The sequence below is a fragment of the Streptomyces sp. NBC_01257 genome, assembly GCF_035917255.1.
Lineage (GTDB): Bacteria > Actinomycetota > Actinomycetes > Streptomycetales > Streptomycetaceae > Streptomyces.
Window position 1 is genome coordinate 3,047,516 of the sequence record NZ_CP108472.1, and the last position, 20,834, is coordinate 3,068,349.

At 71.7% G+C, this 20,834-nt stretch carries 20 protein-coding genes; 4 read left to right on the forward strand and 16 right to left on the reverse strand.

The window, feature by feature from the left end:
* The first annotated feature begins 54 nt into the window (after positions 1–54).
* Positions 55–489: a Fur family transcriptional regulator gene (locus tag OG408_RS12960; RefSeq protein WP_266778572.1), complete on the forward strand. Its 435-nt coding sequence runs from the start codon at positions 55–57 to the stop codon at positions 487–489.
* A 46-nt stretch (positions 490–535) separates the two neighbouring features.
* Here OG408_RS12960 and OG408_RS12965 read toward each other — a convergent pair whose 3' ends face one another.
* The 7 genes from OG408_RS12965 to leuA form a co-directional block, all read right to left on the reverse strand.
* Entirely contained in the window at positions 536–1,354 is an 819-nt protein-coding gene (locus tag OG408_RS12965) for an isoprenyl transferase (protein WP_266778574.1), read from the reverse strand.
* 21 nt (positions 1,355–1,375) lie between these two features.
* The gene (recO, locus tag OG408_RS12970) at positions 1,376–2,122 is read right to left on the reverse strand and encodes a DNA repair protein RecO (protein WP_266778576.1); all 747 of its coding nucleotides are present in this window, start codon (positions 2,120–2,122) and stop codon (positions 1,376–1,378) included.
* 58 nt (positions 2,123–2,180) lie between these two features.
* Positions 2,181–2,864, reverse strand: coding sequence for a response regulator transcription factor (locus tag OG408_RS12975; protein ID WP_266778578.1), 684 nt, complete (start codon positions 2,862–2,864; stop codon positions 2,181–2,183).
* Complete coding sequence (locus OG408_RS12980; protein ID WP_266778580.1) at positions 2,861–4,159, reverse strand: sensor histidine kinase; 1,299 nt, start codon at positions 4,157–4,159, stop codon at positions 2,861–2,863. Before OG408_RS12980 ends, OG408_RS12975 begins: the two co-directional genes overlap by 4 nt.
* A gap of 2 nt (positions 4,160–4,161) precedes the next feature.
* Entirely contained in the window at positions 4,162–6,261 is a 2,100-nt protein-coding gene (locus tag OG408_RS12985; protein WP_326669946.1) for an MMPL family transporter, read from the reverse strand.
* A gap of 160 nt (positions 6,262–6,421) precedes the next feature.
* On the reverse strand, positions 6,422–7,126 hold the full coding sequence (locus OG408_RS12990) for a TerB family tellurite resistance protein (protein WP_266778584.1): 705 nt from the start codon (positions 7,124–7,126) through the stop codon (positions 6,422–6,424).
* 182 nt (positions 7,127–7,308) lie between these two features.
* The gene (gene leuA, locus OG408_RS12995; protein WP_326669949.1) at positions 7,309–9,111 is read right to left on the reverse strand and encodes a 2-isopropylmalate synthase; all 1,803 of its coding nucleotides are present in this window, start codon (positions 9,109–9,111) and stop codon (positions 7,309–7,311) included.
* 294 nt (positions 9,112–9,405) lie between these two features.
* Between leuA and OG408_RS13000 the strand changes: the two genes are divergently transcribed.
* Both OG408_RS13000 and OG408_RS13005 read left to right on the forward strand, forming a co-directional pair.
* Complete coding sequence (locus tag OG408_RS13000) at positions 9,406–10,482, forward strand: M4 family metallopeptidase (RefSeq protein ID WP_266778588.1); 1,077 nt, start codon at positions 9,406–9,408, stop codon at positions 10,480–10,482.
* A gap of 40 nt (positions 10,483–10,522) precedes the next feature.
* On the forward strand, positions 10,523–10,789 hold the full coding sequence (locus tag OG408_RS13005) for a protealysin inhibitor emfourin (protein WP_266778590.1): 267 nt from the start codon (positions 10,523–10,525) through the stop codon (positions 10,787–10,789).
* 239 nt (positions 10,790–11,028) lie between these two features.
* Here the strand turns inward: OG408_RS13005 and era are convergent, their stop codons facing one another.
* The 5 genes from era to OG408_RS13030 form a co-directional block, all read right to left on the reverse strand.
* The gene (gene era, locus OG408_RS13010; protein ID WP_266778592.1) at positions 11,029–12,003 is read right to left on the reverse strand and encodes a GTPase Era; all 975 of its coding nucleotides are present in this window, start codon (positions 12,001–12,003) and stop codon (positions 11,029–11,031) included.
* A 63-nt stretch (positions 12,004–12,066) separates the two neighbouring features.
* A complete protein-coding gene (locus tag OG408_RS13015) occupies positions 12,067–13,020 on the reverse strand; it encodes a WxL protein peptidoglycan domain-containing protein (RefSeq protein WP_326669953.1) in 954 nt (317 codons plus the stop codon).
* An 89-nt stretch (positions 13,021–13,109) separates the two neighbouring features.
* Positions 13,110–14,507 (reverse strand): beta-xylosidase, encoded by a 1,398-nt coding sequence (locus tag OG408_RS13020; protein ID WP_266778596.1) that lies wholly within the window; start codon positions 14,505–14,507, stop codon positions 13,110–13,112.
* Positions 14,508–14,722: 215 nt separating this feature from the next.
* On the reverse strand, positions 14,723–15,076 hold the full coding sequence (locus tag OG408_RS13025; protein WP_266778598.1) for a cytidine deaminase: 354 nt from the start codon (positions 15,074–15,076) through the stop codon (positions 14,723–14,725).
* 54 nt (positions 15,077–15,130) lie between these two features.
* Complete coding sequence (locus OG408_RS13030; RefSeq protein WP_266778600.1) at positions 15,131–16,024, reverse strand: helix-turn-helix transcriptional regulator; 894 nt, start codon at positions 16,022–16,024, stop codon at positions 15,131–15,133.
* A 101-nt stretch (positions 16,025–16,125) separates the two neighbouring features.
* Between OG408_RS13030 and OG408_RS13035 the strand changes: the two genes are divergently transcribed.
* Entirely contained in the window at positions 16,126–17,538 is a 1,413-nt protein-coding gene (locus tag OG408_RS13035; protein ID WP_266778602.1) for an MFS transporter, read from the forward strand.
* Between the two features lie 78 nt (positions 17,539–17,616).
* Here the strand turns inward: OG408_RS13035 and OG408_RS13040 are convergent, their stop codons facing one another.
* From OG408_RS13040 to OG408_RS13055, 4 genes are read right to left on the reverse strand one after another with little or no spacing between them, the layout of a single operon-like run.
* Positions 17,617–17,970 (reverse strand): MmcQ/YjbR family DNA-binding protein, encoded by a 354-nt coding sequence (locus OG408_RS13040; protein ID WP_285563574.1) that lies wholly within the window; start codon positions 17,968–17,970, stop codon positions 17,617–17,619.
* The gene (locus OG408_RS13045; protein WP_266778606.1) at positions 17,967–19,259 is read right to left on the reverse strand and encodes a hemolysin family protein; all 1,293 of its coding nucleotides are present in this window, start codon (positions 19,257–19,259) and stop codon (positions 17,967–17,969) included. The genes OG408_RS13040 and OG408_RS13045 overlap by 4 nt, the downstream gene beginning before the upstream one ends.
* Positions 19,256–19,753, reverse strand: coding sequence for an rRNA maturation RNase YbeY (ybeY, locus tag OG408_RS13050; protein ID WP_266778608.1), 498 nt, complete (start codon positions 19,751–19,753; stop codon positions 19,256–19,258). The genes OG408_RS13045 and ybeY overlap by 4 nt, the downstream gene beginning before the upstream one ends.
* 9 nt (positions 19,754–19,762) lie before the next feature.
* Complete coding sequence (locus OG408_RS13055) at positions 19,763–20,812, reverse strand: PhoH family protein (RefSeq protein ID WP_266778610.1); 1,050 nt, start codon at positions 20,810–20,812, stop codon at positions 19,763–19,765.
* Between the last annotated feature and the right edge of the window lie 22 nt (positions 20,813–20,834).

Here is a 20,834-nt window from a genome sequence, read left to right on the forward strand (position 1 = left end):
GTGCGGACTGGCACAATGGCCCGACATACGTACGGGCGACACGAGGAGGCTGCTGTGGCGACGGCGCCGATCAGTGGAACGAACGCGGCCCCGGTCCGCGGCCGGTCGACCCGCCAGCGGGCGGCCGTGGCCGCGGCGCTCGACGAGGTGGACGAGTTCCGCAGCGCCCAGGAGCTGCACGACGTGCTCAAGCACCGCGGTGACTCGGTCGGGCTGACCACGGTCTACCGCACCCTGCAGTCCCTCGCGGACGCGGGCGAGGTCGATGTGCTGCGCACCACCGAGGGCGAGTCCGTCTACCGGCGGTGTTCGACCGGTGACCACCACCACCATCTGGTGTGCCGGATGTGCGGCAAGGCCGTCGAGGTCGAGGGCCCGGCGGTGGAGACGTGGGCGGAGACCATCGCGGCGCAGCACGGTTTCGTGAACGTGGCGCACACGGTGGAGGTCTTCGGTACGTGCGCGGAGTGCGCGAGCCCGCAGGAGTGAACCGGCCGGGCCGGCGGGGGTCCGCCCCCGCCGGCCCGGCCGCTGCTCAGTTTCCGGCGGCCGCCGCTTCCTCGGCCCCGCCGAACCGCCGGTCGCGCTGGGCGAACTCCAGACAGGCGCGCCACAGGTCGCGGCGGTCGAAGTCCGGCCACAGCACGTCCTGGAAGACCATCTCGGCGTACGCGCTCTGCCAGATCAGGTAGTTCGAGGTGCGCTGTTCGCCGCTGGGGCGCACGAAGAGGTCGACGTCCGGCATGTCCGGGTAGTAGATGTACTTCGCGAACGTCTTCTCGTTGACCTTCGACGGGTCGAGCCTGCCGGCCGCGACGTCCTGGGCGATCCGCTGCGCCGCGTCCGCGATCTCGGCCCGGCCGCCGTAGTTGACGCAGAAGTACAGCGTCATCTTGTCGTTGTCCTTGGTCTGCTCCTGGGCGACCTGGAGCTCCTGGACGACGGACTTCCACAGCTTCGGCATGCGGCCGACCCAGCGGATCCGGATGCCGAGTTCGTCCATCTCGTCGCGGCGGCGGCGGATGACGTCGCGGTTGAAGTTCATGAGGAACTTCACCTCGTCCGGGGACCGCTTCCAGTTCTCGGTGGAGAACGCGTACAGCGAGAGGTTCTTGACGCCCATCTCGATGCAGCCCTTGAGCACGTCCATGACGACGGCCTCGCCGACCTTGTGGCCCTCGGTGCGCGGCAGGCCGCGCTCCTTGGCCCAGCGGCCGTTGCCGTCCATCACCACGGCGACGTGCTTGGGCACCAGCTCACCGGGGATCTTCGGAGGCACCGCACCGGACGGGTGCGGCTCCGGGGTCTTGTGGTCGCGCCGGTTACGGCCGCCGAGGATTCCGCGTACTGCCATGAGCTCTTCAGTCTCCCTGTGTCACTTTTCCACGTACCGCAGCGAACGCAGGCCGCGCTCCAGATGCCAGTGCAGATAGGCGGACACCAGCCCGCTGCCCTCCCTGACATGACGCGCCTCGCACGCGTCCGCCGTCTCCCAGTCGCCGCTGAGCAGGGCGCTCAGCAGGGTGACGGCCTCAGCCGAGGGTACGACGCTGCCGGGTACCCGGCAGTCGCCGCATATGACGCCGCCCGCCGCGACGGAGAAGAACCGGTTCGGACCGGGCATTCCGCACCGGGCGCAGTCGTCGAAGCTGGGGGCGTAGCCGTTGACGGCGAGGGAGCGCAGCAGGAAGGCGTCCAGGATGAGGTGTGGTTCGTGCTCCCCGCGGGCCAGTGTGCGCAGGCCGCCCACCAGCAGCAGGTACTGCTGGACGGCGGGCTCGCCCTCGTGGTCGGTGAAGCGTTCGGCGGTCTCCAGCATCGCGGTGCCCGCGGTGTAGCGCCCGTAGTCGGTGACGATGCCGCCGCCGTACGGGGCGATCGTCTCGCTCTGGGTGCAGAGCGGCAGTCCGCGCCCGACCAGTTCGCTGCCGCGGGCGAAGAACTGCACGTCCACGTGGGAGAACGGCTCCAGCCGGGCCCCGAACTTCGACTTCGTGCGCCGCACGCCGCGCGCGACGGCCCGTACCCGGCCGTGGCCGCGGGTCAGGATCGTGATGATCCGGTCGGCCTCGCCCAGCTTCTGCGTGCGGAGCACCACGCCGTCGTCCCGGAACAAGCTCATGGCTCCATTGTCCGGTACGCGGGCGGCCCGGCGGGCCCGCCCCCGCAACCCGGTCCGTTCAGTTCCGGTCCGCGCCGCCTCCCGCGGGCACGACGAGACCGGATTCGTAGGCGACGATCACCAGCTGGGCCCGGTCGCGGGCGCCCAGTTTGCCCATGATCCGGCTGACATGGGTCTTGGCGGTGAGCGGGCTGAGGCCGAGGGTCTCGGCGATCTCGGTGTTGTTGAGGCCGCGTGCGACGAGGGCGAGGACCTGGCGTTCGCGGTCGGAGAGCATCCCGGGTCCGCCGGGGCCGGTGCCGGTCGGGGGCTGCGGGGCGCTGAGGACCCGGGCGATCAGCCGGGCGGTCGGGCCGGGCGAGAGCAGGGCATCGCCCGCGGCCACCGTCCTGATCGCGGCGAGCAGATCGGCGGGCCTGGTGTCCTTGACCAGGAAGCCGGAGGCGCCGGCGCGCAGGGCGTCGACGATGTGGTCGTCGGTGTCGTACGTGGTCAGGACGAGGACCTTCACGCCGGCCAGGTCCTCGTCGGCGGCGATGCGGCGGGTCGCCTCGATGCCGTCGAGTTCGGGCATCCGGATGTCCATCACGACGAGGTCGGCGCGGGCGGTGCGGGCGAGCGCGACGGCTTCGAGGCCGGTGGCGGCCTCGCCGACGACCTCCATGTCCGGGGCGGAGCCGACGAGCATCGCGAACGCCGCCCGGACGAGGGTCTGGTCGTCGGCGAGCAGGACGCGGATCATGAGGCGGTCTCCGATACCTGTCGCGGTGCTGGGTTCCGCACTTCTCCCTGCGCCTGGAACGGCAGCAGCGCCGAGACCTCGAAGCCGCCGCCGGGGCGGGGCCCGGCGGCCAGGCTGCCGCCCGTGCTGCGGGCCCTCTCCCGCATCCCGACGATGCCGAAGCCGGGCGCGGAGCCGTCGTCCACCGGGCCGGTGCCGTCGTCGGTGACCGTGACCCGCAGCGCGGCCTGGCCGGCGGGCGCGACGGCGACGGTGATGCGGACGCCGGGGCCCGCGTGCCGTACCGCGTTCGTCAGGGACTCCTGCACGATGCGGTAGGCGGCCGCTCCGGTCGCCGGGGCCAGGCGGCCCTCCGGTACGTCCACCCGGAGGTCGACCCCGGCGCCGGCCGCCTCGGCGGCCCGTACGAGGCCGGGCAGCGCGGCCAGCCCGGGCAGCGGGCCGTCCGGGTCGGTCCCGCTGCCGCCGTGCCCGGTGTCGCGCAGCACCTGGAGGGTGGTGCGGAGCTCGGCCCTGGCCTCCCGGCAGGTGTCGGCGATGTCGTCCAGCGAGGCGGCGATCGCCGTGCGGTCGAGCCGTTCCGGGTCGACGGTCAGGATGTGCGAGGCGACCGAGGTCTGCACGCCGATGAGGGTGATGCTGTGGGCCAGCAGGTCGTGCAGGTCGCGGGCGATCCGCAGCCGCTCCTCGGCGACCCGGCGCCGGGCCTCCTCGTCACGGGTGCGTTCGGCCCGTTCTGCGCGCTCCAGCATCGAGGCGACGTACTGGCGGTAGATGCGCACGTCGACCCCGCAGAACAGGATGGCGACGATCCATCCGGAGATGCGCAGCAGTTCGAGCCCCTGGTGGGCGTCGATGCTGAGCACCACCGTCACCATCACGGACGTCACGCCGATGCCGGTGAGCAGGGTGCGCAGCGGGCGGCCGGTCACGGCCACGGTGTAGAGGGCGATCCAGGTCTGCGGCATCGGAGCCGTGTGGGCGTTGTCGAGGCCGTGGTAGAGCATCAGCATCGGGATCATGGCGAGCAGGGCGAGGACGGGGTTGCGTCGTCGCCACACGAGCGGTGCGGCGCTGGCCATGAGCAGGAGCCAGCCGAGCGCGTCGGGCGCGGCCGCGCCGTCGGCGAGCAGGGCGAGGACGGCGGAGAGCGCACCGGCGCCCACGGCTACGAGGGCGTCGGTGCGCGTCTTGTGCGGCGCGTGCATGGGGTCGCGGTTGACGACGGCCAGGATGCGCTCGCGGCGGCCTGCGGTGGTGGACACGCCGCCATCCTCCGGTACGGGCCGGACCATTGTCAGGGCGCCCCGACGAGTTCCTGCTCGCGCGGGGCGGGTGCGGCGGGGGGACGGCTGAGCGCGCCGGGCCACCACATCTTCCGTTGCAGGGCCACGCTCGCCGAGGTCACCAGGTAGGTGCGGACGAGGAAGGTGTCGAGCAGGACGCCGACGGCGATGACGAAGCCCATCTCGACGAGGGAGGTCAGCGGCATGTTCGTCAGGACGGCGAAGGTGGCGGCGAGCACCAGTCCGGCCGAGGCGATCACGCCGCCGGTGGTGCGCAGGGCGGTGAGCGCGGCCGCGGTGGGTTCGGCGCCGCGCCGGGCCTCCTCCCGGACCCGGTGCATCAGGAAGATGCCGTAGTCGACGCCGAGGGCCACCAGGAAGACGAAGGTGAGCAGCGGCAGTCCGGGGTCGGTGCCCTTGAGTCCGAGGACCGGTTCGAAGAGCAGTCCGCCGATGCCGAGCGCGGCGCCCCAGACGGCGACGACGGCGGCGACGAGCAGCAGCGGGGCGACGAGGCTGCGCAGCAGGACGATCAGGATCAGCAGGACGGAGAGCAGGACGAGCGGGACGACGATTCCGAGGTCCCGGGAGCTGGCGGTCTCCAGGTCCATCTGCTGGGCGCCGGGCCCGCCGACGTGGCTGCCGTCCAGTCCGTCGCGCAGGGCGTGGATGGTGTCCCGCTCCCCCGCGGACTCGGGCGGGTCCTCGGCGACGACGGACAGTTCGGTCCAGCCGCCGCCGCTGCGGCCTCGTTCGGCGGAGGCGACGCCCTCGGTCGTACGGGCCTTCGCCAGTGCGGCGCCGGCCCGGTCGGTCGGGGCCAGCACGGTGACCGGCTGGGCGGAGCGGCCCGGATAGGCGTCGGCGAGGGTGCTCATGGCGACGACGGATTCCGGTCTGCTGGTGAAGGAGTCCTCCTGCTTGAGGTCGCCCGGCAGGTTGAACGCCCCGAGCGACAGCGCGCCCAGCAGCACCCCGCCGGTCACCAGGACCGCGACGGGCCGGCGCCCGGCCGAGCCGCCCATGGCGGCGAACAGGGAGCGGCGCTTCCTCGGCTCGGAGCCGTACACCGGCACGAGCGGCCAGAACACCCTGCGGCCCAGCAGCACCAGCACCGCGGGAAGCAGCGTCAGCATGGCCAGGAGCGCGCACAGCACCCCGACGGCGGCGATGGGCCCCATTCCCCGGCTGCTGGTGAGATCGGCGGCCAGCAGGCACAGGAGGCCCGCCGCGACGGTGGCGGAGGAGGCGACGACGGCGGGTCCGCAGCCGCGCAGCGCCGCCGCCACGGCCTCGTGCGGCCTGGCGACGCGGGTGAGTTCCTCGCGGTAGCGGGAGACGAGCAGCAGGGCGTAGTCGGTGCCCGCGCCGAAGACGAGGATGGTCATCACCGCGGAGCTCTGGCCGGTGACGGTGACGTCGAAGCCCCGGTTGAGGCCGTAGACGACCGCCATTGACAGGGCGTCGGCGACACCCGCGACGACGAGTGGCACCAGCCACAGCAGCGGGCTGCGGTAGATGAGGATCAGCAGGATCGCGACGACGGCGACGGTCGTGTAGAGGAGCGGTCCGCCGAGGGAGCCGTAAACCTTCTGCGCGTCGGCGTTCAGCGCTCCGGGTCCGCCGACGTCGGCGCTCAGTCCGCCGTCGCCCCTCACGGTCTCGCGCACCTGGTCGACGAACGCGGTCCGCGCCTCGTCATCCTGGCCGGGCTCGGTCGTGGAGACCGGGTACATCAGGGTCGTGCCGTCCTTGGAGGGCACGGCCCGCGGCGGTGCGGTGAGGGTGTGGGCGCCGGCGACCCCGGCGGTCTGCCGGGCCGCCACGGTCCGGTCGGCGGCGGTCAGCCCGCCGTCGCGGTGGTAGACGAGCACAAGGTCGGTCGACTCGCCGCCGGGCAGTGTGTCCTGGATCTTCGCCACCTGGGTGGAGTCGGCACTCGCCGGCAGGTAGTCGACGGCCCGGTTGACCTGTACGTCCCCGAGCCTGCCGGCCAGCGGTCCGGCGATCGCGATCACGGCGACCCAGAGCGCGACGATCGCCCAGGGCAGCATGCGCCACCTGTTCCGCGGTCGCGTCCGCTCGTCCTTGTCCTGTGCTGCGGCCCTCATGGGAGGCCCCCCTCTTCCGTCCGGGTGTCCGGTCCTGTCCAGACTCCCGTCGGGCCGGGGACGATTCGTCGGACCGGGGGCCGACTTCCCGGCTACTGCCGGGGAGGGCACGACGGCCCGGCTACTCCCGCGGGAGTAGCCGGGCCGTCGTGGAGAGGGCTCAGGAGGGCGTACGCGCCGCCGCGGCGAGCAGCCGGGCGGTGTCCTCGGCGCGGAGCCGCAGCGCCCCGCCGACCGTGGTCAGCACCTCGCGCTCGGCCGGGCTGTACGGGCCGTCGGCGAGGGCGATCCGGGCGCCCTGGAGCAGAATCGATTCGCGCCCGGCGGGGGCGAGGTGCGGGGCGAGGGGCTCCAGCGCCTCGTGGAGCTCGATGGCGAGGGCCGCGCCGCAGGCCTCGGCCGCGGGGTCGAAGGCGGAGCCGTGACCGATGTCGGCGGAGAGGACCTCGACGACGGTGGCGAGCTGTTCCTGCGTGCAGTCGTCCAGACCGGCGCCGCGCACCGTCTCGACCGCGGCCTCCAGAACCGCTCGGGAGGTGCTGCCGCCGGCCGCGAGGACGCCGAGGGCCACGGTGTGGACGGCGTCCCTGAGCATCGCGGAGAACCGGGTGGTGGTGGGGTGGTCGAGCGCCTCGGTGTCGAAGTGGGCGCGGCAGGCCGCGCATTCGACGACCGGTCCCACGGTGCCGCGCCGCAGCAGCGGCACGCCGAGGACGGCGAAGCGGCGGCGTCCGGTGAGGCGGCGGTAATTGCGGTCGCCTCCGCAGCCGGGGCAGAAGAACTCACCGTCGCCGACGGTGTCCCACAGCGTGCGGGTGCCGCAGATACGCAGCTTTGTGGCGCTTCGTCCCAGGGCTGACCGCACGTCGCACACCTCCGTAACGCTCCGGCAACATTGCCGTGTTGGACGTGATGTTAACCACATCCGTGAAGCGGCGTCAGCATCTCGCTCGTCACAACCGTGCGGAGATGGCCGAACCCCGCCCCCCGGGTGCGGGTGGACGGGGTTCACGGACCGTACGACTTCATGCCCTTTCGGGCGCCGGGTCAGCGGGTGGCGCGGTTGACGGCCGAGACGACCGCCTTCAGGGAGGCCCGCGTGGTGTTGGCGTCGATGCCGATGCCCCACAGGACCTTTCCGTCGATGGCGCACTCGATGTACGAGGCGGCCTGCGCGCTCGCGCCCTCGCTCATGGTGTGCTCGGTGTAGTCCAGCAGCCGGGCGTCGATGCCGATGGCCTGCAGCGCTTCGAAGAACGCGGAGATCGGACCGTTGCCGGTGCCGGTGAGCACGATGTCCGCGCCGTCCACGGTCGCCTCGACGGTGATCGTGTCCTGGCCGTCGGAGCCGGTGGTGGTCTGGCCGGAGCGGATCTGTACGCGGCCCCACTGAGCCGCCGCGTCCTCGGGGTTGGGCAGGTACTCGTCCTGGAACGTGGTCCAGATCTGCGTCGGCGTGACCTCGCCGCCCTCGGCGTCGGTCTTGGCCTGAATGATCCGGGAGAACTCGATCTGCATCCGGCGCGGCAGGTCCAGCTTGTGGTCGTTCTTCAGGACGTACGCGATTCCGCCCTTGCCGGACTGCGAGTTGACCCGGATGACGGCCTCGTAGGAGCGGCCGACGTCCTTCGGGTCGATCGGCAGGTACGGCACCGCCCACTCGAGATCATCGACGGTGACCCCCTTGCCCCGGGCGGCCGCATCGGCCTCCATGGCGTCGAAGCCCTTCTTGATGGCGTCCTGGTGGGAGCCGGAGAAGGCGGTGTAGACCAGGTCGCCCGCGTAGGGGTGGCGCGGGTGGACCTCCATCTGGTTGCAGTACTCGCTGGTGCGGCGGATCTCGTCGATCTGCGAGAAGTCGATCTGCGGGTCGACGCCCTGCGAGAACAGGTTCATGCCCAGCGTCACCAGGTCGACGTTGCCGGTGCGCTCGCCCTGGCCGAACAGGCAGCCCTCGATCCGGTCCGCACCGGCCATCAGGGCCAGTTCGGCGGCGGCGACGGCGGTGCCGCGGTCGTTGTGCGGGTGGACGGACAGGCAGACGTGCTCGCGGCGCGACAGGTTGCGCGACATCCACTCGAACCGGTCCGCGTGCGTGGACGGCGTCGAACGCTCCACGGTGGCGGGCAGGTTGAGGATGATCTCGCGGCCCTCCTCGGGCTGCCAGACGTCACAGACCGCCTCGCAGACCTCCAGGGCGAAGTCCAGCTCGGTGTCGGTGAAGATCTCCGGGCTGTACTGGTAGCCGAAGATCGTCTCCTCGCCCAGGATCTTCTCCGCGTACTCCATGACCAGCCGGGTGCCGTCGACCGCGATCTGCTTGACCTGCTCCTTGGAGCCGCGGAAGACCACGCGGCGGAAGGTCGGGGCGGTCGCGTTGTACAGGTGCACGGTGGCGCGGCGGGCGCCGACCAGCGACTCGACGGTCCGCTCGATCAGCTCCTCGCGGGCCTGCGTCAGGACGGAGATCGTCACGTCCTCGGGGATCGCGCCCTCTTCGATGATGGAGCGGACGAACGCGAAGTCAGTCTCGCCGGAGGACGGGAAGCCGACCTCGATCTCCTTGTAGCCCATGCGCACCAGCAGGTCGAACATCTCGCGCTTGCGGGCCGGCGACATCGGGTCGATCAGGGCCTGGTTGCCGTCGCGCAGGTCGGTGGAGAGCCAGCGGGGCGCCTTGGTGATCCGCTTCTCGGGCCAGGTGCGGTCGGGGATCTCGACGGCCTCGTAGCGGCCGTACTTGTGGACCGGCATCCCGGACGGCTTCTGCAGTCCCGTGGCGTTGGTGATCGGCGTGGGACGGCCCACCGCGTTCTCGGCGGGGGTCTGCGCGGGGTTCACTGCGGTCATGGCGTAGGGCTCCTCGGGGTCCTTCATGGGGACGGCCGACGTGTTCGCTGCAACACCAGACTCCGCGGGGAGGGGGTCGGCCTACGACTACAGGCCCTCGCCGCGGCAGCTAAGAAGAAGCAGCCCGAAACGCATGATGCGTCGAGACTATCCGAGGGGCGCCCGGGACGTCGGTGCCGTATCAGTATGCGGGATCGGGTGCCGGTAACGGGTGAACAGTGATGGATCACTCTATTTCGTCAATCCAGGTAGCAACCAGTGACTTTGCGATCACACGCTGCCACAGTCGTGTGTATGCAGCCTCGATCTCAGCACGGGTTCCACCCCGTCTTCTGCACCATCGTGCCGCCCCACGTCCTCGACAAGCTGTCGCAGTCCGACGATCCCGTCCTGGCGGGCCCCGCCCGCCGCACCCTGGAGGCCGACGCCGCCCGGCGCACCCGGCGCCAGGTGACCACCGCCGTCCGGCCCCGCATCGACCCGGCGCCCGCGGGCGACCGGTCCGGCAAACCCGACCGCACGCTCTACGACTGCCGCCACGGCACGGATCTCCCCGGGACGAAGGTCCGCTCCGAGGGCGAGGAGCCCACCTCCGACGCCAGCGTCAACCGCGCGTACGCGGGCCTCGGCGCCACCTTCGAACTGCTGCTCAGCGCCTACGGCCGCCGTTCGATCGACGGCGAGGGTCTGCCGCTGATCGGCTCCGTGCACTACGACGAGAAGTACAACAACGCCTTCTTCGACGGCGAGCAGATGGTCTTCGGCGACGGGGACGGGGAGATCTTCCTGGACTTCACCGTCGCCATCGACGTGATCGCGCACGAGCTGGCGCACGGACTGACCCAGTACACCGCCAACCTGAACTACTACGGCCAGTCCGGCGCGCTCAACGAGTCGGTCTCGGACGTGTTCGGCTCCCTGGTGAAGCAGTACTCGCTGGGCCAGACCGCCGCCCAGGCCGACTGGCTGATCGGCGCGGGCCTGCTCGCGCCCCGCGTCCAGGGGGTGGCACTGCGCTCGATGAAGGCACCCGGCACGGCGTACGACGACGACGTGCTCGGCAAGGACCCGCAGCCGGACTCCATGGACGACTACATCCACACGGGCGAGGACAACGGCGGGGTGCACCTCAACTCCGGCATCCCCAACCGCGCGTTCTACCTGCTGGCGACCGCGCTCGGCGGCAGTTCCTGGGAGCGGGCCGGGCAGCTCTGGTTCGATGTGCTCACAGGTGGTGAACTGGCGGTGGACGCGGACTTCGCGTCCTTCGCCCGGCTGACCGTGGCGGCGGCCCGCAGCCGCTTCGGCGAGGGCGACGAGGTGGAAGCGGTCCTCAAGGCCTGGTCGGAGGTGGGCGTACCGACCGCGTAACCGGAACCGGGCAGGCCCGTCCGTCGAGGAAGGACACCACATGCGGATCCAGGTGAGCAGGACCGGCGGCTTCGCCGGCATCGCACGCCACCGCGAGATCGACACCTCCGGACGGGCCGACGCCCACGAGTGGGAGGCCCTGGCCGAGTCGGCGCTCACCGGCGGCCGGGACGGCACGCCCGCGGGCGTGCCGGACGGCTTCAGCTACCGCATCACGGTCGGCGACGTGACCGTGCACTGCGCGGACCCGCGGCTGACCGACGCCCAGCGCGCCCTGGTCTCACGCGTCCTGAAGGAGGGCGCGTGAGACGGGCGGCGTACGTCTGAGCCCCACGGCCGCCCTCGCACCCTTCGGCCCCAGGGGCCTCAGCGGCTTCGCACGGCTGCGCCGGCCTCCGGCCGCCGGTCCGTGCCCCGCTCAGAACCCCAGCTTCCGCAGCTGCTTCGGGACCGATCCCCACGGCCGCCCTCGCACCCTTCGGCCCCAGGGGCCTCAGGGGCTTCGCACGGCTGCGCCTGCCTCCGGCCGCCGGTCCGTGCCCCCGCTCAGAACCCCAGCTTCCGCAGCTGCTTCGGATCGCGCTGCCAGTCCTTGGCGACCTTCACGTGCAGGTCGAGGAAGACCGGTGTGCCCAGCAGCGCCTCGATGTGCTTGCGCGACTTCGTGCCGACTTCCTTCAGCCGCTTGCCCTTCGGGCCGATGATGATGCCCTTCTGGCTGGGCCGCTCGATGTAGACGTTGGCGTGGATGTCCAGCAGCGGCTTGTCCGCCGGGCGGTCCTCGCGCGGCAGCATCTCCTCGACGACGACCGCGATGGAGTGCGGCAGCTCGTCCCGTACACCTTCGAGCGCGGCCTCGCGGATCAGCTCCGCGACCATGACCATCTCGGGCTCGTCGGTGAGGTCGCCCTCCGGGTAGAGGGGCGGGCTCTCGGGGAGCAGCGGGGCGATCAGGTCGGCGAGCAGGCCGACCTGGTTGTCCTCGACGGCCGAGACGGGGATGATCTCCGCCCACTCGAAGCCGAGCTCCTCGCCGAGGCGGGATACGGCCAGCAGCTGTTCGGCGAGCTGCTTGGACTCGACCAGGTCGGACTTGGTGATGATCGCGATCTTGGGCGTCTTCTTGATGCCCGCGAGTTCCTTGACGATGTACTTGTCGCCGGGGCCGAGCTTCTGGTCGGCGGGCAGGCAGAAGCCGATGACGTCGACCTCGGCCCAGGTGGTGCGCACGACGTCGTTGAGACGCTCGCCCAGCAGGGTGCGCGGCTTGTGGAGGCCGGGGGTGTCGACCAGGATCAGCTGCGCGTCCGGACGGTGCACGATGCCGCGCACGGTGTGCCGGGTCGTCTGGGGCCGGTTGGACGTGATCGCCACCTTCTGGCCGACCAGAGCGTTCGTAAGGGTGGACTTGCCCGCGTTGGGACGGCCCACGAAGCAGGCGAAACCGGCCCGGTGAGGGGCGGTGTTCTCAGCCTGCTGCGCAGCGGCTTCAGGGTTAGGTCGAGCGCTCATGGCGCCCATTGTCCCCGATCCCGGCGGTCGCGGGGCACCATGGCCGCCGCCGTGGCCATGGTGCCCCTCGTCTCAGGCCGTGGAACGGCGCTTGCGGCGGGCCCGTACCCACAGCGCCGCACCACCGGCGAGGACCACCAGCAGCGCTCCGGCGACCAGCCACGGCAGGGCGAAGTAGGAGACGGCGGCGGACTCGCGGCTGTCGCGGGCGCTCGCGGTCAGCTTGATCTCACCCCACTCGACCTGCGGCGCGCCCTTCCACTCCTCGGTGAGCCGGACCTGCTGGCGGGGCAGCAGCTCGGACGGGATGCGCTTGAGGTCCCGGGCCAGCAGGGTGCGGCCGAAGAGGCCCTCGGCCTTGAGGGCGACCTTGGGGCTGAGGGTGACGTTGCCGCGGTTGTGCAGCGTGTACGAGATGACGGCGCGGGACTTCCCGGTACCCGGGACGAGCGGCTGGGTGTGCTCGACCTTGACGTCTTCGACGGAGATCGCGGGCATCGTCGGGCCGTTCACCCGCAGATAGATCCGGGCGCCGACCGCCTTGCGGATGCCGACGGCGACGGCTCCCGCGTCGGCGGGGTCGATGCGCTCGTCGAGGGCGACGAGGGCGCCTGGGTGGTCGCCCGGTTCGGCGTCCTCCGGGACCTCGATCGTGACGGGCACGGTCACCGAGCCGTGCGGCTTGACGGTGACCCGGTCCCGGTCGGTCCTGGCCCAGGCGCCGACGGAGCGCTGCTTCTCGTCCAGCGCCCGGACCGCGAAACCGCCGTCGCGTGCCGTGTTGTACGCGTCGGCGGCGTACAGCCGGAAGGTCAGCGGCGTACCGGTCTTGTTGGTGACGGTCACCTTGTCGGTGAGGGTGGCGCCGGGGTCGGCGGAGAGGTAGAAGTACGGCCGCGCGCCGGAGCCGGCGGTGGCGGGGAAGACCGACCAGCTGCCGTTGTCGGCGGCGCCGGCCGTGGGCGCGCCGAGCAGGAGCAGGGCGGTGGACAGCAGGGACGACAGGAGAACGGACAGCTTGCGCACGGTGCGGGCCCCCAGGTGCACGCTCGGGCGGGGTGGGCCGGCCGGGTGCGCGCCCGGCCCACCGGTTGATCAGTGACTGCCGCCCACGCTCACGTCAGGGTGAGGGTGAGCACTCCGGCGTACGCGCCGGGGGCGGTGTACGCCGGCACGTCCAGCGACAGCTGGGCGTCGACGGTGAACTCACCGCCGGTGAACGCGCCGTCCGGGGTGGACGCCAGGGTCGCGCCGGCACTGCCGACGGTTCCCTCCGATCCGGCCGCGCAGGTGCTCGGGCTGCCGGACTTCGTCGCGCAGGCCGGGCTCCAGCCGAGTGCGGAGGCGCCGATCACCGCCCCGCCCGGGCCCTTGAAGTCGGTGACCTTGCCGGTCAGGGACCAGCCCGCGGGTCCGCCGCGGAAGTCCTGGACCGTCACGGTCTGCAGGGCGCCTGTGGAGGCACCGCCCTGCCCGAAGTCGACCGCCGACAGGGCGACCGAGTCCCCGGCCTGGGCCATGGAGAGGGTGCCCGCCCTGACGGACGAGGTCAGCCGCTGGCTGCCGTCCGGGATCTCGCCGCCGCCACCGGTGACGGTGTAGGCCTGGGGGCCCGCACCCTTGGCGGCGTCCCAGCCGGCGCCCTCGTAGGCGACGACGCCGGTGGTCGCGGGGTCGTTGACGGTGAGCTGTCCGGTGAAGGCTCCCGAACCGTCCGCCGTGACCGTCGCGGTGTCGCCGGTCTGGGCGTCCCCGGCCCGGCCGGCGAGCGTGACGGACGCGCCCGCGGTGAACTTCGACCCGGTCACGGTGACCTGGTCACCGGCCGCGCCGGATGCGGTGCCGAGCTGGATGGCCCGTTCGTTGACCTGGCCGCCGCCGTCCGTGGCGATGATCGTCTGGGAGACGGGGGCGGGCGGATCGGTGACCGTGCAGGGCGTGTCCAGCTCCATGATGTAGCTGGTGTGGATGTTGTAGTCGCCGGGCGAGAGCGTGATCTCACCGGGCGCGGTGACGGTGAAGGTGCCGGTCATGGAGAACGACGGGAACGCGCCCTTGCCGGGCACCGGACCGTTCTTCTTCGGGCCCGCGACCGTCACGGCGGCGGTCTGCGCACCGCCGACGGTGACCTTGCCGGTCGGCGTCATGATGTCGGCGGGCAGGGCCAGGTCGACCGGGTTGCTCGCGGCCGGTTCGACGACGGTGTACGTCACCGTGACCGTGTCGCCGACCTTCGGGGCGGCGTTGTCGACGGTGATCTCGGCCGAGGTCGTCCCGTCGATGGGCGGGATGCCGGCGATGGCGGGCGGGATGCAGTGGGTCGGGAAGTCCACCGCGACCGAGGCCGTCGCGCTGGCCTGGGCGGGCCCGGCGAGCAGTCCTCCCCCGGTGACGACGAGCGCGCCGACGCCGAGCACGGCGGCCCAGCGGCGGCCGCGGTCCGGGCGGCTTCGGCGAGGGAATCCTCGGGTGCCGGATCTTCGGCTGTCGGATCTTCGGATGGCTGGACGCATGGAGCCCCCTCCTGCGGGATCCGGCACGGCGGCTCTTCCGCGCCGGCTGGGGGCCATTGATGACTGGGGCCGAAAAGAAGTCAATGGAAGCGAAATGCGCCGACTGATGGACCATCAGATGCTGTCAAGATCCATGATTCCCGCACATCCTGTGCGAACGCCCCGCACCGGTGGGGCGCGGGGCGTTCGTACACACGGTGAGGGTGCCGCGGAGGTCAGCCCGCCGTCACCCGGAGCCGCAGCACGCCGTCGGGACCGGCGAGCAGCACGGGTGTGTCCGCCCCGCCCAGGTCCCGTACCGCGGCCCGGTCCTCGTCGGAGGGGGTCTGCGCGTCGGAGACGACCGCGGCCGCCTCCAGCGAGGTGGCGCCGCTGGCCACGGCCATGGCCACGGCCGTCTGCAACGCGCTGAGCCGCAGCGACTCGAGCGCCACGGTCCCCGCCACATACGTACGTCCGGTCTCGTCCCGTACGGCCGCGCCCTCCGGCACACCGTTGCGGGCGCGGGCGCTGCGCGCCAGCGTGACGATCTTGCGGTCCTCGGCGCCGAGGTCGGTGCTATCGCTCATGTGCCGAGCATACGAAGCGCGGCCGCGGCCGGGGCACCCGGGCGCCCCGGGCCCTCACGCCCCCACCTGCCGCATCGCACCGCGCCGGCCCTCCGGCGAGGCCAGCCAGCGCAGTTTCTCCTCCGTGCCGGTGTCCGGCCAGGGGTTGTGCAGCACGACCGCCAGATCGGGGCGGGCCGGGATGCGCAGCTGGGTGGCCTCCACGACCAGCGTGCCCACGTCCGGGTGCGAGAGCTCCTTGCGCATCTGCCCGCCCGGCGCGACGTCCCGCCGCGCCCACAGCTCGGCGAACTCGGGGCTGCGCGCGGCCGCCTCGGCCACGATCGCCCGGAATCCCTCGTCGTCGGGGCACTCCGCGCACGCGGCCCGGAACTGGGCGACGACCCGGGCGGCGGTGTCCCACCACTCCGCGTCCCCGCCCCGGTGCACGGGATCGGTGAAGAAGGCGATCACACAGTTCTGCGGCCGGTCCGGGCTCATCCCCATCACCATCGACGCCGCGTCGTTGTACAGGATGACGTTCCAGTACGCGTCCATGATGTGGGCCGGGTAGGGCATCCAGCCGTCGAGAAGCCGCTGAAGCCCCGCGCACATGTCCGTGTGCGCCGGATCGACCTCGGGGGCCGGCGGGTTGAGACCGGCGAGCACGTACAGGTGACGGCGTTCGGTGCCGCTGAGCCGCAGCACCCGGGCCACGGAGTCCAGCACCTGCGGCGACACGGTGATGTCCCGGCCCTGCTCAAGCCACTGGTACCAGGAGACGCCCACACCCGCGAGGACGGCGACCTCCTCGCGGCGCAGCCCCGGCGTACGCCGTCGCGCCCCGCCGTCCGGCAGACCCGCGTCGGCCGGGCTGACCCGCGCCCGCCTGCTCCTCAGGAACTCCCGCAGTTCGCCCAGGCGGTGCGCCTTGCCGGCGTCCGCCGCGATCCGGGCCGGTGTGCCCACGTACTCCCCCTGGTGTCCGGGCCGGCGCCTGCCTGGTGGTGCGGCCAACAGGATAAGTACCCGCTCCCCATGGATATTCCGGCGGCCGCAGGCTCATGCCCATGGCGATCGACTCACCCACCCCAGCAGCTGTCACCGCTCCCGTCCCCGCACCCCCCGCCCCGGACCGGCTCTCCGGCCGGGCCCGGCTCGTCCTCCTCGTGCTGTGCGCCGCCCAGTTCATGGTGTCGCTCGACTTCTCCGTACTGAACGTGGCCCTGCCCGTCCTCGGCGACGACCTCGGCCTGAGCCGTTCGGGACTCCAGTGGGCGATCACCGCCTTCGCGCTGCCCTCCGGCGGATTCCTGCTGCTCTTCGGCCGGATCGCCGACCTCTACGGCCGCCGCAGGCTGTTCCTCACCGGCCTCGCCGTCTTCGGCGCCGCCTCCCTGCTGGCCACGCTCGCCTGGAACCCGGCCGCCTTCCTCACCGGACGCGCCCTCCAGGGGCTCGGCGCCGCGGCGATCGTCCCGACCGGTATGTCCCTGCTCACCACCACGTTCCCGGAGGGCCCGCTGCGGGACCGGGCGCTCGGCATCAGCGGCACCCTGCTCTCCCTCGGCTTCACCGTCGGCATGGTGGCGGGCGGCACCCTCACCGACACCCTGGGCTGGCGCTCCACGATGGGGCTGCTGACGCTGGCCGCCGTCGTCGTCCTCGCCACGGCCCCCGCGCTGCTCACCGAGTCCCGCACGCCCGACCGGCCGCGGCTCGACGTGCCGGGCGCCGTCACGGTCACCGGCGGCCTCCTGGCGCTGATCTACGCCCTGTCCACGGCGGCCGAGCACGGCTTCGGCCGGGTGGACGTGCAGGCCGCGCTGGCCGCCGGAGTCGTCCTGCTCGTCGCGTTCGTGGTCGTCGAGTCCCGCGCTTCGGCGCCGCTGGTCTCGCTCCCGATGCTGCGGCGGCGCACGGTGGCCTTCGGCAATCTGGGCGGGCTGCTGACCTTCTCGATGATGAGCACCATCGTCTTCGTGCTGACCCTGTACCTGCAGGAGGTCCTGGACCTGTCGGCCTTCGGGACCGGCCTGGTCTTCGGGGTGCAGGGCGCCGCCTCGGTGGTCGCGGGCGTGTACGCCCCGAGGGTGATCGGCCGCATCGGCGCCCGGCGCACCCTGTCCCTCTCATTGCTGGGCCAGGGCCTGTTCATCGCGGGCCTGCTGGGCCTCGGCGCGGACTCGGGCGTCTGGCTGGCGACCGTCGCGGTCTCGCTGGCCAGCATGTGCCACCTGGGCGCGATCATCGCGTACGGCCTGGCGGTCACCTCGGGCGTGCCGAACGAGGAGCAGGGCCTGGCGACGGGCCTGGTCACCACGACCCAGCAGGTGGGACTGACGATCGGCATCCCGCTGCTCGGCGTGGTCGCGACGACCCAGACCTCACTGCTGGACGGTGTACGCACGGTGGTGGCGGTGGCAGCGGCCCTGCTGATCGCGGCATCGGGAGTGGTGGCAGCGGGACTACGGCGCAACTGAGCCCCCAACCGGAAAATCAAGCCCCTCCGGCGATTGAGGAGCGGGGGGCCCGGGGGCGGAGCCCCCGAACCCACCCGCCTACGCCCGGTCCAACCGCAACCGCTCCGCACGGGGCAACCCCGCCACCACCAGGTCGTAACTGTCCTCGATCAGCTCTCGCAGCCGCGCATCCGGCACCCCCGACACCGTCACCGTGTTCCAGTGCCGCTTGTTCATGTGCCACCCCGGCACCACCGCCTCGTACTCCTCCCGGAGCCGTACCGCCGCGTCGGGGTCGCACTTGAGGTTCACCGTCAGCGGCTGCCCGTCCAGCGCGGTCAGCGCGAACACCTTGCCGAGCACCTTGAAGACGGATGTCTCGGGCCCGAACGGGAACTCCTCGGCGCTCGCGTTGAACTCCAGGCAGAACGCCTTCAGTTCCTCGGGAGTCATCCCGCCGCCTCCTCCTCCGGAGCCACCGGCTCCGCCAGCACCGTGACGATCTTGTTCCGGCGGCCCGCCGGGGACTCCGCGGTCAGCCGCAGCCGTCGCCCGTCGGGCAGGCCGACCTCCGACGAGGCACCGGCGATCGGGACCCGGCCCAGCGCCTTCGCGAGCAGCCCGCCGACCGTCTCCACGTCCTCGTCGTCGTACTCGTCGAGCCCGAACAGCTCACCGAGGTCGCCGATGTCCAGCCGGGCGGTCACCCGGAAGCAGCCGTCCTCCAGCTCCTGGACCGGCGGGAGTTCGCGGTCGTACTCGTCGGTGATCTCGCCGACGATCTCCTCCAGGATGTCCTCGATGGTGACGATGCCCGCGGTGCCGCCGTACTCGTCGATGACGACGGCCACGTGGCTGCGGTCCTGCTGCATCTCGCGCAGCAGGTCGCCGGCGTTCTTCGTGTCGGGCACGAAGGCCGCCGGGCGCATCGCCGTGGAGACCAGGTCGGCCTCCGACTCCCGGTTGATGTGCGTCTTGCGGACCAGGTCCTTGAGGTAGACGATCCCGACGATGTCGTCCTCGTTCTCCCCGGTGACGGGGATCCGCGAGAAGCCGGAGCGCAGGGCCAGGGTCAGCGCCTGCCGGATCGTCTTGTAGCGCTCGATGCAGACCAGGTCCGTGCGCGGCACCATCACCTCGCGCACGAGCGTGTCGCCGAGTTCGAAGACGGAGTGCACCATGCGGCGCTCCTCGTCCTCGATCAGCGACTCCTGCTCCGCGAGGTCGACCATCGCCCGCAGCTCGGCCTCGCTGGCGAACGGGCCCTTGCGGAACCCCTTGCCCGGCGTCAGCGCGTTGCCGATGAGGATCAGCAGCTGCGGGATCGGGCCCATGATCCGGGCCAGCGGCAGCAGCACGTACGACGCCGCGGTGGCCGTGTTCAGGGGATGCTGGCGGCCGATGGTGCGCGGCGAGACGCCGATGGCGACGTAGGAGACGAGGACCATCACGCCCATGGCGACGGCCAGCGCCTCCCAGGTCTCCGGGAACTCCTTCAGGCAGGCGTACGTGACGAGCACCCCGGCGGCCATCTCGCAGGCGACCCGCACCAGCAGGGCGACGTTGAGATAGCGCGTCGGGTCGGCCGCGACCTGTTCCAGCTTGTCGCTGCCGCGCCGCCCCGAGCGGACCGCCTCGGCGGCGCGGAAGCTCGACGTACGCGCGATGCCGGCCTCGGCGCAGGCCGCCAGCCAGCCGACGACGACCAGCAGGACGACGCCGAGGACGAGCGGCAGGCTCACGAGACGGTGGGTGCGGGGGACGGACCGGTGAGCCCGTGCTCGCCGCGCCAGCCGTCCACGATGGCCGCCTGGAGGCCGAACATCTCGGCCTTCTCGTCGGGCTCCTCGTGGTCGTAGCCGAGCAGGTGCAGCACCCCGTGGACGGTGAGGAGCTGGAGCTCCTCGTCCATGGAGTGCTGCGTCTCGGCGTCCTCGCCCTGCTTCTTGGCGACCTCCGGGCAGAGCACGATGTCACCGAGGAGCCCCTGCGGGGGCTCCTCGTCGTCCTTGGACGGCGGACGCAGTTCGTCCATCGGGAAGGACATGACATCCGTCGGACCCGTCAGGTCCATCCACTGGATGTGGAGCTGCTCCATGGCCTCGGTGTCCACCACGATCACGGAGAGTTCGGAGAGCGGGTGGATCCTCATCCGCGCGAGCGCGTAGCGGGCGATGTCGAGGATCGCCTGCTCGTCGACCTCGGTTCCGGACTCGTTGTTGACGTCGATCGACATGGTGCGCTGCTACTGCTTCCCGTTGTGACGGCCTCGGCCCTTGCCGGCCGGGCCGTCGTGGTCGCCCTGGTTGTCGTACTTCTCGTACGCGTCGACGATACGGCCGACCAGCTTGTGCCGGACGACATCCTGGGAGGTGAGCCGGGAGAAGTGCACGTCGTCGAGGCCCTCCAGGATGTCCTGGACCTGACGCAGACCGCTCTTGGTGCCGTTCGGCAGGTCGACCTGGGTGACGTCACCCGTGACGACGATCTTCGAGTCGAAGCCGAGCCTGGTCAGGAACATCTTCATCTGCTCGGCGCTGGTGTTCTGCGCCTCGTCGAGAATGATGAAGGCGTCATTCAGGGTCCGGCCCCTCATGTAGGCCAGCGGCGCCACCTCGATCGTGCCCGCCGCCATCAGCCGCGGGATCGAGTCCGGGTCGAGCATGTCGTGCAGGGCGTCGTAGAGCGGGCGCAGATACGGGTCGATCTTGTCGAAGAGCGTGCCGGGCAGGAAGCCGAGCCGCTCACCGGCCTCGACCGCCGGGCGGGTCAGGATGATCCGGCTGACCTGCTTGGACTGCAGGGCCTGGACCGCCTTGGCCATGGCGAGGTAGGTCTTGCCGGTACCGGCGGGGCCGATGCCGAAGACGATCGTGTGCTTGTCGATCGCGTCGACGTACCGCTTCTGGTTGAGCGTCTTGGGGCGGATCGTGCGGCCGCGGCTGGAGAGGATGTTCTGCGTGAGCACCTCGGCCGGGGTCTCGGAGCCGTCCGCCTTGCCGCTCTCGCTGGCCTTGAGCATCGCGATCGACCGTTCCACGGCGTCCTCCGTCATCGGCTGCCCGGTGCGGAGCACCAGCACCATCTCGTCGAACAGGCGCTGGATCAGGGCGATCTCCGCCGCGTTGCCCGTTGCGCTGATGTCATTGCCCCGGACGTGGATGTCGGCCGCCGGGAACGCCGTTTCGATCACGCGCAGCAGCGAGTCGCCCGCTCCCAGGAGCATCACCATGGGGTGTGCGGCCGGGATGCTGATGTGGGCACGCGCCTGCGGCTGTGTGGGTGTCTGAGTCATGGGCCGGCCCTCGGGCCTGCGC